Below are 16465 nucleotides of genomic sequence, written 5' to 3'. Positions count from 1 at the left end.
GCGATCACGCTGCAGCCGGATATTGCGCGAGCACCCGGGCGCGGATCGACGGCTTGATGTTCGATTGCGCCATGTCGCCGTGATAGTGCGCGACGACGCGCGGGTTCATCACGTGATACCAGAGCGGCGGCACGTACGCGAACAGGATCATCGTCGCGTAGCCGGCCGGCAGTTGCGGCGAATCGTCGAAGTGACGCAGTGCCTGGTACGAGCGTGTCGGGTTCGCGTGATGGTCGGCGTGCCGCTGCAGTTGATACAGGAACAGGTTGGTCACGACGTGATTGCTGTTCCATGAATGCTGCGGCGTGCAGCGCTCGTAGCGGCCGCTGGGCAGCTTGCGGCGGCCGAGCCCGTAGTGCTCGACGTAGTTCACGACTTCGAGCAGCGACGCGCCGTACACCGCCTGAATTACGAGGAACGGGATCACGACCTTGCCGGCCATCGCGATCGCGATGCCCCACACGACGACGGTCATTGCCCAGGCATGCAGCACCTCGTTGCGCCAGGTCCACGGCGAATGCCCGAGCCGTTCGAGGCGCGTTTTCTCGAGCCGCCACGCCGAGCGGATGCTGCCGATGACGGTGCGCGGCAGGAATGCCCAGAACGACTCGCCATAGCGCGCGCTGGCCGGATCGTCGGCCGTCGCGACGCGCACGTGGTGGCCGCGGTTGTGCTCGACGTAGAAATGACCGTACGCGACCGGCGCGAGCGTGATCTTCGCGAGCCAGCGCTCGAAGCGGTTCGTCTTGTGCCCGAGTTCGTGCGCGGTGTTGATCGAGATGCCGGTGGCCGCGCCGAGCGACAGCGCGAAGCCGACATAGTCGTACCACGCGAGCGCGTGCGTGCCGACGATCCATACGCACGCGAAGAACGCGACGTATTCGACGAGCGTCGCGAGGTAGACGATGAACCGGTAATAGCGCTCCCGTTCGAGATGCGGCACGACGGCGTCCGGCGGATTGTCGCGATCGTCGCCGATCAGCGTGTCGAGGATCGGGATCACGCCGAACGCGAACAGCGGGCCGAACCACCAGAACACGTGAAGGCCCGTCGACAGCGCGAGCTGGGCGGCGAGGATCGGCAGCGTGATCGTCAGCGCGCCGAGCAGCCACAGGTAACGCTTGCCATCCGACCAGCTCGAAGCCGATTCGTCGTTCATTGCCATTGTCTCCCTCCTGGGGGCCGGGACGGCCGCATGCAGGTTGTTCGAATCCTCGTGGGTCCGCGACGCACGCGCGGTGGCACTGGATCGTGGTCCGGTTCTGCCTGTTATACGACCCGCGCGCGCGCTTGCCAAACCCCGGCGCTAGGCGCGGCGCTCCAAACGGCGGGCGGCGTGCCACGCATGCGCGGAAGGGGCGGCGCGCGCCGATTGAAACATGCGGCCGAGGCCGGATCGACCGATGCGATCCGGTCGTTTGTCGGACGAATGGCGCGATGTGACGCGCGCGGACATCGATCTTGCCGGCCCACAACAAATGTTGCGGTGCAATAAGCGCTGCGAAACGGATGTCGGCCGGGCGCTTTTTGGGTTACCTATATTACGTACCATTACGGTTTGCGCGATGAAATGCGCGCGGCCCGAAACGCGACTGCCGCGCATCGCAAGGCGCGTGGCGCGATGCGCCGAACGACGTGGCCAAGGCAGTCGCCCGACGGCACGCATCGATGCGCCGATGCTGCACCTGCACACCGGCTGGCGCGGGCCGCTGCCGGCGGCGTCTGCCGCCTTTCGGTTCGCGCCGCCATTTGAAAATAACGATTTGACTCATGCCCCGCTTTCGGTTGAAGCTAATAGCTTGCTGTCCGAAGGGGGCTGTGCCTGCATGAGTTCGACCTTGACCGTTCGTCGTATCGTTGCCAACCAGGGCGGCGTGTATCGCGAACTCCGCGCCGCATCGCTGCGTGAGCCCTACGCGCCCGGCGAAGCGCCGGAGGCCGAATTGCTGAACGTCGAGACGGACGCAGCGTCGGCGATTGCCGCGCAGCGCGCCGTGTCCGACGAGTCGACGACTTTCCTGCTGTACACCGAAGGCCATCCGGCCGGCATGATCGGCGCGTATTTCGACAACACGGCCGAGCGGCGTGCGTTCGTCAGCGAGCTGTGGGTCGCGCACGCGGTGCGTCATCTGCGCGGCGGCGTGCTGCTGCTGGAGACGGCCACCGCATGGCTCGCCGAGCGCGGCGCGCAGGACGTCTATGCATGGATCGCCGATGCGAACCGCAACGCGATCCGTTTCTACGAACGTGCCGGTTTCGGCAACACCGGCGAACACGCGCCGATCGCGCGGATGCCCGGCGCGATGAAATCGCTGTTCGTGTCGCAGGTGAAGCACTGACGCGACGTCAGAACGCGGGCCGCGCGGCGCGATGAAGGTCCGGTCGCCCGCTTGCCTGTCCGCCTGCCGGTTGCGCGCCCGCCCGGGTCGTCGCAACCCGGTTTCCCAAAAATAATGGCCGCACGCGTGGACGCCTGTAAAATACGCAAAAAATTTTTGCAGAGTGTCCATGTCGCTTAAAAAATCGCCATTCTTCGAGCTGCGCAGCGGATCGGTCGATACGTTGCTGTTCACCGTGAAGACGACCGATCTCGATGCGTTGCGTGCCGAACTGGTCAAGCGCTTCGAAGCGACTCCCGAGTTTTTCGCCGACGATGTCGTCGCGATCGACGTCCGCCGCCTGGCTGACGGCGAACGTGTCGCGCTCGCCGACATCCGACAGATGCTGAACGACGTGCGGATGCGCCCGGTCGGCGTCGTCGCATTGGCAACGCAGGGCTGGGCGGGGGAAGCCGGCCTGCCGTTGCTCGAGGCGCGCGATCGCCGCGCGCCGGCGGCGAAACCGGCCGAGGGGTCGGAGCCGTCGGCCATTGCAGAGGCGGTCGTCGCTGCGGCAGCCGCCGTGGCGCCCGAGCAGGCATCCGAGCCGGCGCCGGCATCGATCCAGGCCGGCAACCAGACGCTGGTGATCGACCGGCCGTTGCGTTCGGGGCAGCAGATTTACGCGAAAGGAGACCTCGTGGTGCTCGCGCCGGTCAGTCACGGCGCGGAAATCATCGCGGAAGGCAATATCCACATCTACGCGCCGTTGCGCGGCCGCGCACTCGCGGGCGTGCACGGCAATCACGACGCGCGCATTTTCTGCACGTGTCTCGAACCGGAACTGATTTCGATCGCGGGTATCTATCGAACAACCGAGAACCCGCTGCCCGCCGACGTACTGGGCAAATCGGTGCAGATCCGGCTCGAAGAGGAAAAACTGATGATCGAACCGCTGCGCCTGACGTGAAGCACGCGGCGCACGCCGGATCGATCGGCTCTCATTGACGAACACAGGGTATTGGGTAAATGGCAAAAATCATCGTGGTGACCTCGGGCAAGGGCGGCGTGGGCAAGACGACGACGAGCGCGAGCTTCGCGTCGGGTATCGCGCTGCGCGGCCACAAGACGGCCGTGATCGACTTCGACGTCGGCCTGCGCAACCTCGATCTCATCATGGGCTGCGAGCGGCGCGTGGTGTACGACCTCGTGAACGTGATCCAGGGCGAAGCGAACCTGAACCAGGCGCTGATCAAGGACAAGAAGTGCGAGAACCTGTTCATCCTGCCGGCGTCGCAGACGCGCGACAAGGATGCGCTGACCCGCGACGGCGTCGAGAAGGTGCTGAACGACCTCGCGGCGATGGACTTCGAATACATCGTCTGCGATTCGCCGGCCGGTATCGAAGCCGGTGCGCTGCACGCGATGTACTTCGCGGATGAAGCGCTGATCGTCACGAACCCGGAAGTGTCGTCGGTGCGCGACTCGGACCGCATTCTCGGCATCCTGTCGTCGAAGACGAAGCGCGCGACCGAAGGCAAGGACCCGATCAAGGAACACCTGCTGATCACGCGCTACAGCCCGAAGCGCGTGAGCGAGGGCGAGATGCTGTCGCTGGAAGACATCAGCGAAATCCTGCGCATCAAGCTGATCGGCGTGGTGCCGGAGTCGGAAGCCGTGCTGCACGCATCGAACCAGGGCCTGCCCGCCGTGCACATCGACGGCACCGACGTCGCGGAAGCGTACAAGGACGTCGTTGCGCGCTTTCTCGGCGAAGACAAGCCGCTGCGCTTCACCGATTACCAGAAGCCGGGCCTGCTGCAGCGCCTCTTCGGCAGCAAGTAACGGAGGCCGCCCATGTCCATCCTTTCGTTTCTCCTCGGCGAGAAGAAAAAGTCCGCATCGGTCGCGAAGGAGCGCCTGCAGCTCATCATCGCGCACGAGCGGGTCGGCGGCCGGCCGCCGGCCGATTACCTGCCGGCGCTGCAGAAGGAGCTGGTCGCGGTCATCTCGAAGTACGTCCATATTTCGAACGATGACATCCGCGTCAGCCTCGAGCGCCAGGACGATCTCGAAGTCCTCGAAGTGAAGATCGAGATCCCGCAAGCCTGACCCTTGCCGGTGTCCCCCGCACGGCGGCGCCCGCCGCCGTGCGCGTCTTACGCCCTGTTGCACTTTCGGGCACGCCGTAACACGGCGTCTGTCGGCCGTTATCGGTCCTCCCGCATTGAACGAATACGCTCGCGTAACTTGTTCAACCAGGAGGTTGTGATGGCTGTCTCTATTGTTCAACGTCGTATCGTTTCGCTCGCGCTGTTTGCCGCGGGCCTGTCAGCCGTCGTCGCGCCGTTTGCCGCACATGCGGACGAGATTCTCGTCGGTACGCCCGTGATCGCGCCGCAGGGCCGCGTGATCGTCGCCGAGCCGGTCGCCGTGCGTACCGAGGAAGTCGTCATCGTCGCGCCGAACGCGCCGCCGCCCGTGCGCTACGAGGTCGTGCCGACTGCGCGAGTGGGCTACGTGTGGGAGCGCGGCCACTGGCACTGGGACCATGGCCGCTACGTGTGGATCGGCGGTCACTGGGAAGCCGAGCGCGTCGGCATGCAATGGGTGCCGGGCCACTGGGACCAGCGCGGTCCGAACTGGTTCTGGACGCGTGGCCACTGGGCCTGATGGAGGTGCGTGATGAAAAGAACCGCCATCGCCATCGCGCTCGTCGCCATCACGCTGGCCGGGTGCATCGTCGTGCCGGCGCGGCCGGTCTACTACCGGCCGGCACCGGTCGTGATCTACTGAGCGTCGCGCGGGCCGGGCGCAGCCGGCTCGTCGTCGTGCGATGCCGCCGGCGCGTGCGCTGCGGGTTCGTCCGGCGCTGCGGTGTCCGGCTCGCCGCTGCCTTCGTCACGCAGCGTGTCGAGCGGATCGGCGGGCGCGGCGGCCGCATCCTGCGGCTCGGTGACGCCGGTCGTAGCCGCAGCCGTGCCTGCAGCCGGTTCCGTCGCGGCCGCGACCGGCGGCGCGAGATAGCGCTGCGCAAGCGTTTCGTACAGCGGCGGCGCGAAAAAGCGCGACACACGGCTCGATACCAGGGCGGTGGCCATCAGCGAAATCACCAGCGCATGACCGTTGATCATCTCCATCACGATCACGAACGACGTGATCGGCGACTGCGTGACGGCCGCCAGATAGCCGACCATCGCGAGCGCGATCAGCATCGGCAGGCTCATGTTGCCGAACACGACGTGCAGCAGGTTGCCGAACCCGGCGCCGATCGACAGCGACGGCGCGAAGATCCCGCCAGGGATGCCCGGCAGGTACGACGCGACCATCGACACCATTTTCAGGAACGGATAGAACACCGACAGGTGCTCGCGGCCGTCGAGCAGGCCGCGCGCCTCCGCGTAGCCGCTGCCGAACGTCGTGCCGCCGGACACGAGGCCGACGACGGCGATCACGAAGCCGCACAGCGCGGCGAACGCGATCGGCCGCTCGCGGTACAGGCCCAGCAGTCGCGCGGGCAGCCAGCGTCCGGTGTTGAGCAGCAGCCAGCAGAACAGGCCGCCCGCGATGCCCGTCACGATCGCGGTGACCAGTACCGCGAGCGCCAGCAGCTTCGGGAAATGGGGGCCGGCATCGATCGTGCCGAAATACGTGTAGTTGCCGTTCAGGCCGAGCGCGACGACGCCGGCGAGAATGATCGCGGTGATCAGCACGCCGCTTGCGCGTGCGGAGAAGCTGCGGGTCAGCTCCTCGATCGCGAACACGATCCCGGCGAGCGGCGTATTGAACGCGGCCGACAGCCCGGCCGCCGCGCCGGCCAGCACGAGTTGGCGTTCGATCTGCGCATTCGAGCGCGGGTAGAAGCGCCGCAGGTTGAACATCAGCGCCGCGCCGACCTGCACGGTCGGCCCTTCGCGGCCGATCGTGAAGCCGCCCAGGATGCCGAGGAACGACACCAGCACCTTGCCGAACAGGATGCGCAGCGTCAGCAGCCGCGCGCCGAACGCGCTCGGGCTCGCATGCAGCGTCGCGATCACCTGCGGGATGCCGCTGCCCTCGGCGCCGCGGAAGAACCGGCGCGTGATCCACACGGACAAGGCGGAGATCGCGGGCGTCAGCAGCAGCGGCAGCCACGCGGCGTGATCGCGCATCGTACGGAAGGTGTCGTAGCCCCAGTCGATCAGCCGCGCATAAAGCACGGCCGCGAGGCCGACGACGATCGCACCGAGCCAGAAAACGCCGTATTGGCGCCAGATGCGCAACGAACGACGGGTGAGGGCGGGAAACAGGGCGGGAAGGGCTGGGCGTGGCATCGACGCGGGCCGGGAGGCAAAGAGCGCATTATAAAAAGAACCGGATGCCAGCGGGGGGTGACACATTTTCACAAAAACGACGCATTCTGTTACAAAAGTAATCTTGAGGTAATGCTAACGACGACATCCGTCATTAGCATGCCGAAATGGCAGGCCAACCCCCACACATCGTGAAACGCATCCTCATCGTGAAAGTGACGTCGCTCGGCGACGTCGTCCAGACGCTGCCTGTCGTTGCGGATCTGCATCGCGCCTTTCCCGGCGTGACGGTCGACTGGGCCGTGGACGAATCGTGCGCGGAGGTCGTGCGCTGGCATCCGGGCGTGAGCAGCGTCCTGTGCGCGCCGCTGCGCCGTTTCAAGAAACTCCGGAATGCCGGCGACCTGAAGGCGATCTCGGCGTCGATCGGCGCGTTGCGTGCGCACCGCTACGACGCGGTGATCGACCTGCACGGGGTCTACAAAAGCGCGATCATTTCGGCGCTGGCGCGTGCCGCGCGCCGCGTCGGCTACCAGACGCAGGATCTCGGCGAAACGGGCGCGCGCTTCGCGTATTCGCATCGCTTCGGCCCGCGGCCGGACTGCGACGCATGGCACGGGATGCGCGTGAGCGCGGGCGAGGCGCTCGGCTACGTGCCCGAAGGCGTTGCCACGTACGGGGTCGTCCCGCCGCAGGACGCGAACCTGCCGGCCGCCGTGACCGACGGCGCACCGTTCATGCTGTTGTTCCACGCGACGTCCAATCCCGACAAGAAATGGCCGGCCGACCACTGGGCCGCGCTCGCCACGCAGATGATGGCGCGCGGCGTGCGTGTGCTGCTGCCGTGGGGATCGGCTGCCGAACACGACGACGCGCAGGACATCGCCGCGCGCGCACCGGGGGCGGTCGTGCTGCCCGCGATGACGGTGCGCGAACTCGGCGCGGCGCTTGGCCGGGCCGCGCTCGTGGTGGGCGTCGATACGGGGTTCGTGCACATGGCGCACGCGCTGCAGCGCCCGACCGTGATGATTTTCGTCGCGACGTCGCGCCACCACTGCGGCATCGGCGGTACGCCGAATGCGCTGTCGATCGGGGAGCCGGGTGCGATGCCGTCCGTCCGGCAGGCGCTGGACGCGATCGACGCCGTCGTCCCGGCCTACGGCGCGCTGCGCGCGCGGCTGTCCGCCTGACGGAACGGGGCGGGGCGGCTCAGGCGAGCAGCGCCTCGACCGTGATGACGGCGGCGATGGCCGCCAGATTCGCCAGCAGCGCCTCGAACACGAGGCCGCGCCACGTCTTCGGCCGGAAGCGCAGCGCGAGCAGCAACGCGCCGCCCAGCGCGAGCGCGAGGGTCAGAACGAGGTCGGCATTACCAAGGCGGATATTCATGGCGGCGGCTCCTTCGGGGAGGGATCCCGGGGGCGCGCGGCCGCGCGCCCAGGATCGAGTATAGGCAGCGCCGGCCGCCGCACAACCCGGGTCGCCCCGGAGGCTCAGACGAGCGACGAGTCGCGCGTTTCGCGCATCAGCAGCACGCCGATCAGGCTGATCGCCGCCGCGACCGACACGTACCCGCCGACCCACGACAGCCCGCCGCGCGCAGCCAGCAGTTGCGCGATATACGGCGCGATCGACGCGCCGAGGATCCCGCCGAGGTTGTACGCGACGCCCGCGCCCGTATAGCGGACGTTGGTCGGGAACAGTTCGGGCAGCAGCGCGCCCATCGGCGCGAACGTCACGCCCATCAGGAACAGCTCGATCGTCAGGAATAGTGCGACGAGCGGCATCGAGCCGCTGCCGAGCAGCGGTTCCATCGCGAAACCCGACAGCAGCGCGGCGATCGCGCCGACGACGAGCACCGGCTTGCGGCCGAAACGGTCCGATGCCCACGCGGAAAGCGGCGTCGCGAGCCCCATGAATACCACTGCGAAACACAGCAGCCCGAGGAAGCTCTGGCGCGGAATATGCAGCGCCGACACGCCGTACGACAGCGAGAACACCGTCGAGATGTAGAACAGCGTGTAGCAGACGACCATCGCGAGCGCGCCGAGCAGCGTCGGCTGCCAGTGTTGCGTGACGAGCGTCGCGACCGGCACGCGCACGCGCTCGTTGCGGTCGAGCGCGGCCTGGAACGCCGGCGTTTCGGTGATCTTGAGCCGCACGTACAGGCCGAGCGCGACGAGCACCGCGCTGACCAGGAACGGGATGCGCCAGCCCCAGCTTCGGAACTGCTCGTCGGACAGCGACAGCGCAAGCGCGAAGAACAGGCCGTTCGACATCAGGAAGCCGACCGAGGGCCCGAGCTGCGGGAACATCCCGAACCAGCCGCGCTTGCCCTGCGGCGCGTGTTCGGTCGCGAGCAGCGCCGCGCCGCCCCATTCGCCGCCGAGGCCGATCCCCTGGCCGAAGCGCAGCACGCACAGCAGCACCGGCGCGAGCGCGCCGATCGCGTCGTAGCCTGGCACGAAGCCGATCGCGGTGGTGGACACGCCCATCACGAGCAGCGATGCGACGAGCGTCGATTTGCGGCCGATGCGGTCGCCGAAGTGCCCGAACAGGAACGAGCCGATCGGGCGTGCGATGAACGCGATGCCGAACGTGACGAACGCGGACAGCGCCTGCGCGGTCGCGGAGCCGTGCGGGAAGAATACGGGGCCGATGACGAGCGCGGCGGCCGTTGCGTACACGTAGAAATCGTAGAACTCGATCGCGGTGCCGATGAAGCTCGCGAACACGATGCGCCGGTGGCTGACGGCGCCGGCCGAACCGGTTGCGTGTGCAACGGTCGGGGGGATGCGGACATGGATGTCTCCGTTTTGTCGTTGGGGCGGTCGGCTGTGCGTGCGGTCAGGCAGGCGGATGCCTGCCGGAGGGCGGCCGAGCGGATGATGCGGTGGCGGCGTGGACGCGCGCCGTGGCGCGGACGTCACCCGCCGGTCGACGATGGAGACGGGTATGTCGCCGCCGCCCGGTGCCGGCGTGGTCGGCTCGCATGCCGGGTGGGGCGCGCGAGCGCGCGCGTGGCGTGATGGCCGCGCGATTGCGGAAAATTATAGCCAGCGCCGCCGCACACCGGCAATCGCGGCACGGCGGGCGGTCAGTCGAGCGATTGCGCTTGTGCGGACGCGGTGCTTTGCAACTGGAAATGGCCGTCGTCGTTGAAGAGCCAGCCTTCCATCATTTCGATCTGGCCGTTGCCGTCGAGCAGTCGCGACGGCGGCGCCGGCAGCGGCGCCGAGCGTCGCAGCGACGCGAGCGCGAGCGCTTCCGCTTCGCTGTCACCGTTGCTGCGATAGATGGAAGCGTTGACGAGGCGGCCGTTGCGATCGACGGTGAATGCGACGACGACGAGCGAACGGAGCATCGCCTGCGGGGTGCCGCGCAGCAGGCCGGACGGGTTGCGCTCGGCCACGCGTTGCGCGATCTCGACGCGATACTGGTCGCGGCTCGCGCTGCGCGTGATCGACGGAATCGTCAGGACCGAATGCATGGACGACGGCGGTGTGATCGTGCACGCGGCAAGCATGGCGACGACGGCCAGCGCAGCAACAGGCAACCGGTCGACGTGCGGACGGAGAACGGGGCGCATGGGAGATAGCCAGAAGTGACTATAAAAAAATGATAGGCGTCCGCGCGCAAGCCGATATCGGGAGAAACGCATAACGCGCGATGCCGGGCGTTGCGATCGCTGATGATGGTGGCGCGGTCCGGCGCCCGCGCATCGCGATGTGACGCGACATGTGACAGTGTGCGCGACGGGCTCGCGTTGCGGCAGCGCATGCCGACGCAACTGTTGCAGGATTGAAAGGCGCGGCGAGCGACGCGCATGCAGGCTCGCGACGATCGTGCGACCGCGCAGCGGTCACCGCAAGCAGCGCCGCGACCTGCGTCCACGCCATCGCAGGCGATGTCGTCTGCCCGGTTCAGAAACCGTGCGTGACGAGCGACAGCACCGACAGGTCGGGGTGCGTGCCGTCGATGATGCTCTTGCCGATATGCACGGCTTCGTGGACCGCTTCGTCGACGCTCGCGAAGCTTTCCTCGCCGTCCGCGTGGAACGGCACCGCGTGGTCGGGCAGCGCGGGATTCGCGCCCGGATGGCACACGTAGCCGGTGTAGGTGTAGCGCGTGTCGCTGCCGGGTACGGCGGCCGGCACGACATGGATCTCGAAGCCTTCGTAATCGACGTGTTCCGTCGGTGTCGACTGTTCGGTCATGGCGATCTCCGTGTGCCGCGCGCAGGGGTGGCGCGTGCGGCATCGAGTACGCGGCGGCGGTCGTGTCGCCGTGTTGAACGAATTCTAGGTGATGGCGCGGCCGGCAGGGAGGCTTCCGGCGCGGGGCGGCGGCGATTGCTGCACGGATTCGGTGGTGCGCTGCCGCGAGCGTGCGCGCCGTCTTGACCCGCGGCACGCGCGGAGCCGCGTCATTACTTGCAGCGGGCGTCCTTGCGTTGCACGACGACGATCACGGGGTACTTCTGCCCGTGGTCGAGTTCCACGCGCGCCACGACGGTCAGCGTCGCCGGATCGGAGTCGTCGTACACGCTGACCTGTTCGTTCCGCAGGTAGGTCACGCCGGTGCAGTTCGACGTGCGACCGTCGTCGGACACCTTGCACTGGAGATCGTTGTCCTTCAGGTAGTTGTAGGGCGACGGGCTCGCGAGGTATTCGCTCAGGCCGCGCGGCGAGCCGCCGACGCCGGTCACGTACGCGATCGCGCACGACGCCGGCGCGTCGCTGCCGGAGGCGGTGTCGGCCGTCGCATGCGTGCTGACGACGGCCAGCGCGGCGACGAGCGACGAGACGATGAAGGGCTTCATGACGTGGATTTCCCGTTTCGCGAATCGGAGCGCGGGATTGTAACGGCATCCGGCGCGACGCGTCGGAACGTTGGGGAGGGCGGCGTGAAGGCAAACAAAAACCCCGTCATTCTGCGAATGAACGGGGTTTGGCGAATTTCCTGGCGGAAGCGGTGAGATTCGAACTCACGGACAGTTTCCCGTCGCTGGTTTTCAAGACCAGTGCCTTAAACCGCTCGGCCACGCTTCCACGCGAGGCGGCATTGTAACCGAAATGCAGTGTCTGTCGACCGGAGTTGGCGCTTCAGCGCCTACTCCGGTCCCATGCTTCGCGGTCCCATGCTTCGCGGTCGACCGGAGTGGGTGCTTTAGCGCTTGCTCCGCTCCCGGGCATCGCACTCATCCTCAATCGTCGCGCAGGAACAGTTCCTGCAGGTCGTTGAGGAAACGCTGGCCGAGCGGCGTCGGCGCGATCTGCGTGAAATCGCGCGTGATCAGCCCGCGCCGTTCCGCTTCCTTCAGCGCCGGCTCGATCGTGCTCATCGGCAGGCCCGTGCGTTCGACGAAGCTGTGCACCGGGAAGCCCTCGACGAGCCGCAGCGTGTTCAGCATGAATTCGAACGGCAGGTCGCGCGCGCCGACTTCTCGCTCTTCCTGCACGGCCGTGCCGGCCATCGCCTGCTCGATGAAGGTCGCCGGGTGCTTGTAGCGCGCCTGCCGCACGATCCGGTTCGGGAACGACAGCTTCGTGTGCGCGCCGGCACCGATCCCGAGATAATCGCCGAAGCGCCAGTAATTCAGGTTGTGCTTGCACTGGTGATTCGGCTTCGCGTAAGCGGACACTTCGTAACGCCCGTAACCGGCCTCGGCCGTGCGCGCGTGAATCCATTCCTGCATGTCGGCCGACGCGTCGTCGTCGGGCACGACGGGCGGGAACTTCGCGAACAGCGTATTCGGCTCGAGCGTCAGGTGATACAGCGACAGATGCGGCGGCGCGAACGACAGTGCGGTCTCGATATCGGTGCGGCACTCGTCGAGCGTCTGGTTCGGCAGCGCGAACATCAGGTCGAGATTGAAGTTGTCGAAGTTCTTCGCGGCGATCTCGACCGCCGCGCGCGCCTGCGCGGTGTCGTGAATACGGCCGAGCGCCTTCAGGTGCGCTTCATTGAAGCTCTGGATCCCGACCGACAGCCGGTTCACGCCGCTCGCGCGGAACTGCGCGAACTTCGCGGCTTCGAACGTGCCCGGGTTCGCCTCGAGCGTGATCTCGGCATCGGCGTCGAGCGGCAGCAGCGCGCGCACGTCGGACAGCAACCGGTCGAGGCCGGCGGCCGACAACAGGCTCGGCGTGCCGCCGCCGATGAACACGGTATGCACCTGCCGTCCCCACACGAGCGGCAGCGCCTGCTCGAGGTCGGCGCGCAGTGCGTCGAGGTACTCGGTTTCCGGAAACCGTTCGCCTTTCCACTCGTGCGAGTTGAAATCGCAGTACGGGCACTTGCGCACGCACCACGGAAAATGCACGTACAGCGCGAGCGGCGGCAGCGACGTGAGTCGCACTTGCCCGGGCGACGTGAACGTCGCGACGACGCGCGCGCCGGTTTCCGCAGCCTGGCTCATGCAGCCTCCCGCAGCGAATGGGTGTCGGACGCGATCATGCTTCCTCCGCGAGCCGTGCAAGCAGCGCCTTCAGCGCCAGTGCACGATGGCTGTGCGTGTTCTTCACGGCCGGCTCGAGTTCGGCGGCCGTTGCGCCGAGCGCCGGCAGGTAGAAATACGGGTCGTAGCCGAATCCGTGCTCGCCGCGCGGCGCGTCGACGATCTCGCCCGCCCAGCGCCCTTCGGCGAACAGCGGCTCGGGATCGTCCGCGTGGCGCACGAGCGCGAGCACGCAGCAATAGTATGCGCGCCGGTCGTCGACGCCGTGCAGCTGCTCGACGAGATACGCGTTGTTCGCCGCGTCGCCCTTGTCGCGGCCGGCACGCTGCGCATAGCGCGCCGAATAGACGCCCGGCGCGCCGCGCAGCACGCGCACGCACAGGCCCGAATCGTCGGCGATCGCGGGCAGCCCGGTGAGCCGCGACGCGTGCCGCGCCTTGGTCAGCGCGTTCTCGATGAACGTGCCGAACGGCTCTTCCGCCTCGGGCACCGCCAGGTCGCCCTGCGGGACGATTTCGATGCCGACCGTCGAGAACAGCGCGGTGAACTCGCGCAGCTTGCCCGGGTTGTTCGACGCGAGAACGATGCGCGACAGCGGCGCGAGGGTGCGATCGTCAGGCATTGCCGGCGCCCAGGACGTCCTTCTGCAACTGCACGAGCTCGGCGATCCCGCCCTGGGCGAGGTCGAGCAGCGCGTTCATCTCGGCGCGCGAGAACGGCACGCCTTCGGCCGTGCCCTGGACTTCGACGAAACCGCCGGCGCCCGTCATCACGACGTTCATGTCGGTGTCGCAGCGCGAATCTTCCGCGTAATCGAGATCGAGCACCGGTGCGCCTTCGTACACGCCGACCGAGATCGCGGCGACGTGGTCGGTGATCGGCGAGCGCGTGAGCTTGCCGGCCGCGATCAGCTTCGACACGGCGTCGTGCGCGGCGACGAACGCGCCGGTGATGCTCGCCGTGCGCGTGCCGCCGTCGGCCTGGATCACGTCGCAGTCGATGTGGATCGTGCGCGGGCCGAGCGCCTCGAGATCGAATACGGCGCGCAGCGCGCGGCCGATCAGGCGCTGAATTTCCTGCGTGCGGCCCGTCTGCTTGCCGCGCGCGGCTTCGCGGTCGCTGCGCGTATGCGTCGCACGCGGCAGCATCCCGTACTCGGCGGTCAGCCAGCCTTGCCCGCGCTCGCGCAGGAATTCGGGCACGCGTTCGGCGACGCTCGCGGTGCAGAGCACCTTGGTATCGCCGAATTCGACCAGCACGGAGCCTTCGGCATGTTTCGTGTAGTGGCGCGTGAGGGCGACCTTGCGCAGTTCGTCGGCGCGGCGGCCGCTCGGGCGGGACAGGGAGGACGTCATGTGGGAATCGTGGGAGGAGAGGAAACCCCGATTTTAGCGCCGAACGGCGGGCTTGCCCGGCGGGGTGGGTCGCAAAAATGGGATAATGCGCGCTTCCCGCCCCGCGCTTTCCGATGCGCCGGGCGCCTCGACATATCCCCGCCCGCGAGGGCAACCAGACGGCGAGACGAACCATGATCTACAGCATGACGGGCTACGCGAGCGCGACGCGCGAACTCGCGACGGCCACCGGCAACGGCGGCACCAGCGTGTCGGTCGAACTGCGCACCGTGAACTCGCGCTTCCTCGACCTGAATTTCCGGATGCCGGACGACGTGCGCGCGTGTGAGCCCGCGCTGCGCGAAATGCTGATGAACAAGCTGTCGCGCGGCAAGGTCGACGTGCGCATCAACCTGCAGCGCGGCGAACAGAGCATCGGCGCGGGCGCGCTGAACCAGTCGGCGCTCGGCCAGCTCGCCGATCTCGAGCGCGCGGTGCTCGACTCGTTCCCGGGCGTCGGCCGCCTGCGCGCGGGCGAGATCCTGCGCTGGCCCGGCGTGATCGCCGAGAGCGGCGTGTCGGCCGACGCGATCCGCGACGCGGTGCTCGCATGCGGCAAGGAAGCGATCGGCGAACTCGTCGTCGTGCGTTCGCGCGAAGGCGCGCAACTCGCGACGATGCTGCTGTCGAACGTCGCCGAGATGGAAGCGATCGTCGCGCGCATTACGCCGCTCGTGCCGGAGCTGATCGCGAAGCATCAGCAGAAGATCGTCGAGCGGCTGCAGGAAGCGCTCGGCATCGCGGCACCCGAAGGCAGCGCACCGATCGTGACGCGCGAGGAAGCCGCGGAACGCATTCGCCAGGAGGTGACGATGTACGGCATCCGGATCGACATCGCGGAAGAGCTGTCGCGGCTCACCGCGCACCTGAACGAAACGCGCCATGTGATCGAGAAGGGCGGCCGCGTCGGCAAGCGTCTCGACTTCATGATGCAGGAACTGAATCGCGAAGCGAACACGCTCGGCTCGAAGGCGGCGGCGAAGGAACTGGCCGACGCGTCGATGGCGCTCAAGCTGTTGATCGAGCAGCTGCGAGAGCAAGTGCAAAACCTGGAGTAAAGCAACATGATCCACCCCACTCACGACGCACATACGCTTCATGCGGGCGTCTACCCCGGCAACCTGTTCATGGTCATTGCGCCGTCGGGCGCCGGCAAGTCGACGCTCGTGAATGCGCTGCTGTCGAAGGACAGCGACATCTGTCTGTCGATTTCGTACACGACGCGCAAGCCGCGCCCGGGCGAACAGGACGGCCGGCACTACCACTTCACGACCGTCGAGGATTTCCGTGCGCGTCACACGGCGCACGAATTCCTCGAGAGCGCGGAAGTGCACGGCAACTACTACGGCACGTCGCGCGTCTGGATCGAAGAGCAGATGAAGAACGGCCACGACGTGCTGCTCGAGATCGACTGGCAGGGTGCGTTGCAGGTGAAGAAGCAGTTCCGCAACGCGGTCGGCATCTTCATCCTGCCGCCGTCGCTCGATGCGCTCGAGGAGCGCCTGAAGAAGCGCGGCCAGGACGAGCCGAACGTGATCACGCGGCGCCTGCTTGCCGCCGGCAGCGAGATCGCGCACGCGTCGGAAGCGGAATACGTGGTGATCAACGAGAATTTCGAGCGTGCGCTCGCGGAGCTCGAATGCATCGTCGCGGCGACGCGCCTGCGCTTTGCGTCGCAGTACGCGCGACACACGGAGCTGTTCATCGAGCTCGGCATCCATCTGCCCCACGCGGAATGACGCGGGGGACGAGGGACATAAGGTAGAATAAGCACTATATTCAGAAGGAATTACCAACATGGCTCGCATTACCGTCGAAGACTGCCTGAAGCAAATCCCGAACCGCTTCGAACTGGCGCTCGCCGCCACTTACCGCGCGCGGCAGCTCGCGCAAGGCCATACGCCGAAGATCGAGAGCCGCGACAAGCCGACCGTCGTCGCGCTGCGCGAAATCGCCGCCGGCCAGGTCGGCGTCGAGATGCTGAAGAAGGTGCCGGTGTAA

19 protein-coding genes and 1 tRNA gene are annotated in these 16465 nt (G+C 67.2%); 9 read left to right on the top strand and 11 right to left on the bottom strand.

The features are described from left to right. Window positions 1–4: 4 nt before the first annotated feature. Entirely contained in the window at window positions 5–1165 is a 1161-nt protein-coding gene (locus tag BBJ41_RS07290; RefSeq protein ID WP_069745942.1) for an alkane 1-monooxygenase, read from the bottom strand. Between the two features lie 511 nt (window positions 1166–1676). Here BBJ41_RS07290 and BBJ41_RS07285 point away from each other — a divergent pair. The 5 genes from BBJ41_RS07285 (at window position 1677) to BBJ41_RS07265 (ending at window position 4991) form a co-directional block, all read left to right on the top strand. Beyond that, window positions 1677–2339 (top strand): GNAT family N-acetyltransferase, encoded by a 663-nt coding sequence (locus BBJ41_RS07285; protein WP_236872061.1) that lies wholly within the window; start codon window positions 1677–1679, stop codon window positions 2337–2339. Window positions 2340–2508: 169 nt separating this feature from the next. Further along, on the top strand, window positions 2509–3288 hold the full coding sequence (gene minC, locus BBJ41_RS07280) for a septum site-determining protein MinC (RefSeq protein WP_069745940.1): 780 nt from the start codon (window positions 2509–2511) through the stop codon (window positions 3286–3288). A 59-nt stretch (window positions 3289–3347) separates the two neighbouring features. Further along, complete coding sequence (gene minD / locus BBJ41_RS07275; protein ID WP_069745939.1) at window positions 3348–4163, top strand: septum site-determining protein MinD; 816 nt, start codon at window positions 3348–3350, stop codon at window positions 4161–4163. A 12-nt stretch (window positions 4164–4175) separates the two neighbouring features. Continuing rightward, the gene (minE, locus tag BBJ41_RS07270; protein ID WP_006486661.1) at window positions 4176–4430 is read left to right on the top strand and encodes a cell division topological specificity factor MinE; all 255 of its coding nucleotides are present in this window, start codon (window positions 4176–4178) and stop codon (window positions 4428–4430) included. Between the two features lie 159 nt (window positions 4431–4589). Continuing rightward, window positions 4590–4991 carry a YXWGXW repeat-containing protein gene (locus BBJ41_RS07265; RefSeq protein ID WP_069747618.1) on the top strand — a complete coding sequence of 134 codons (402 nt, stop codon included), beginning with the start codon at window positions 4590–4592 and terminating at the stop codon, window positions 4989–4991. A gap of 116 nt (window positions 4992–5107) precedes the next feature. Here BBJ41_RS07265 and BBJ41_RS07260 read toward each other — a convergent pair whose 3' ends face one another. Continuing rightward, entirely contained in the window at window positions 5108–6631 is a 1524-nt protein-coding gene (locus BBJ41_RS07260; RefSeq protein WP_069745938.1) for a chloride channel protein, read from the bottom strand. Window positions 6632–6801: 170 nt separating this feature from the next. Between BBJ41_RS07260 and waaC the strand changes: the two genes are divergently transcribed. Continuing rightward, complete coding sequence (gene waaC, locus BBJ41_RS07255) at window positions 6802–7800, top strand: lipopolysaccharide heptosyltransferase I (RefSeq protein WP_069745937.1); 999 nt, start codon at window positions 6802–6804, stop codon at window positions 7798–7800. A gap of 19 nt (window positions 7801–7819) precedes the next feature. Here the strand turns inward: waaC and BBJ41_RS07250 are convergent, their stop codons facing one another. The 9 genes from BBJ41_RS07250 to rph all read right to left on the bottom strand — a co-directional run bounded on the left by BBJ41_RS07250 (window position 7820) and on the right by rph (window position 14425). Next, a complete protein-coding gene (locus tag BBJ41_RS07250) occupies window positions 7820–7999 on the bottom strand; it encodes a hypothetical protein (RefSeq protein WP_069745936.1) in 180 nt (59 codons plus the stop codon). 104 nt (window positions 8000–8103) lie between these two features. After that, the gene (locus BBJ41_RS07245; RefSeq protein WP_069747617.1) at window positions 8104–9405 is read right to left on the bottom strand and encodes an MFS transporter; all 1302 of its coding nucleotides are present in this window, start codon (window positions 9403–9405) and stop codon (window positions 8104–8106) included. A gap of 302 nt (window positions 9406–9707) precedes the next feature. Then, entirely contained in the window at window positions 9708–10199 is a 492-nt protein-coding gene (locus BBJ41_RS07240) for an energy transducer TonB family protein (RefSeq protein ID WP_175972550.1), read from the bottom strand. 334 nt (window positions 10200–10533) lie between these two features. After that, window positions 10534–10827: a hypothetical protein gene (locus tag BBJ41_RS07235; protein WP_069745934.1), complete on the bottom strand. Its 294-nt coding sequence runs from the start codon at window positions 10825–10827 to the stop codon at window positions 10534–10536. Window positions 10828–11039: 212 nt separating this feature from the next. After that, complete coding sequence (locus BBJ41_RS07230; RefSeq protein WP_069745933.1) at window positions 11040–11432, bottom strand: hypothetical protein; 393 nt, start codon at window positions 11430–11432, stop codon at window positions 11040–11042. A 141-nt stretch (window positions 11433–11573) separates the two neighbouring features. Then, a tRNA-Ser gene (locus tag BBJ41_RS07225) sits at window positions 11574–11661 on the bottom strand. A 155-nt stretch (window positions 11662–11816) separates the two neighbouring features. Continuing rightward, complete coding sequence (gene hemW, locus BBJ41_RS07220; RefSeq protein ID WP_069745932.1) at window positions 11817–13031, bottom strand: radical SAM family heme chaperone HemW; 1215 nt, start codon at window positions 13029–13031, stop codon at window positions 11817–11819. A gap of 34 nt (window positions 13032–13065) precedes the next feature. Further along, window positions 13066–13692: an RdgB/HAM1 family non-canonical purine NTP pyrophosphatase gene (gene rdgB, locus BBJ41_RS07215; protein WP_069745931.1), complete on the bottom strand. Its 627-nt coding sequence runs from the start codon at window positions 13690–13692 to the stop codon at window positions 13066–13068. Beyond that, the gene (gene rph, locus BBJ41_RS07210) at window positions 13685–14425 is read right to left on the bottom strand and encodes a ribonuclease PH (protein ID WP_069745930.1); all 741 of its coding nucleotides are present in this window, start codon (window positions 14423–14425) and stop codon (window positions 13685–13687) included. The genes rdgB and rph overlap by 8 nt, the downstream gene beginning before the upstream one ends. Before the next feature lie 173 nt (window positions 14426–14598). On the opposite strand from rph, the gene BBJ41_RS07205 reads away from it, so the two are divergent. From BBJ41_RS07205 to rpoZ, 3 genes are read left to right on the top strand one after another with little or no spacing between them, the layout of a single operon-like run. Next, window positions 14599–15522 (top strand): YicC/YloC family endoribonuclease, encoded by a 924-nt coding sequence (locus BBJ41_RS07205; protein ID WP_069745929.1) that lies wholly within the window; start codon window positions 14599–14601, stop codon window positions 15520–15522. Between the two features lie 6 nt (window positions 15523–15528). Further along, window positions 15529–16203, top strand: coding sequence for a guanylate kinase (gmk, locus tag BBJ41_RS07200; protein ID WP_069745928.1), 675 nt, complete (start codon window positions 15529–15531; stop codon window positions 16201–16203). 58 nt (window positions 16204–16261) lie between these two features. After that, window positions 16262–16465: a DNA-directed RNA polymerase subunit omega gene (gene rpoZ / locus BBJ41_RS07195; RefSeq protein ID WP_006025620.1), complete on the top strand. Its 204-nt coding sequence runs from the start codon at window positions 16262–16264 to the stop codon at window positions 16463–16465.

The organism is Burkholderia stabilis (assembly GCF_001742165.1).
Taxonomy (GTDB): domain Bacteria; phylum Pseudomonadota; class Gammaproteobacteria; order Burkholderiales; family Burkholderiaceae; genus Burkholderia; species Burkholderia stabilis.
Note: the sequence above shows the minus strand (reverse complement) of the source record. Positions and strands in the feature narration are given on the sequence as shown.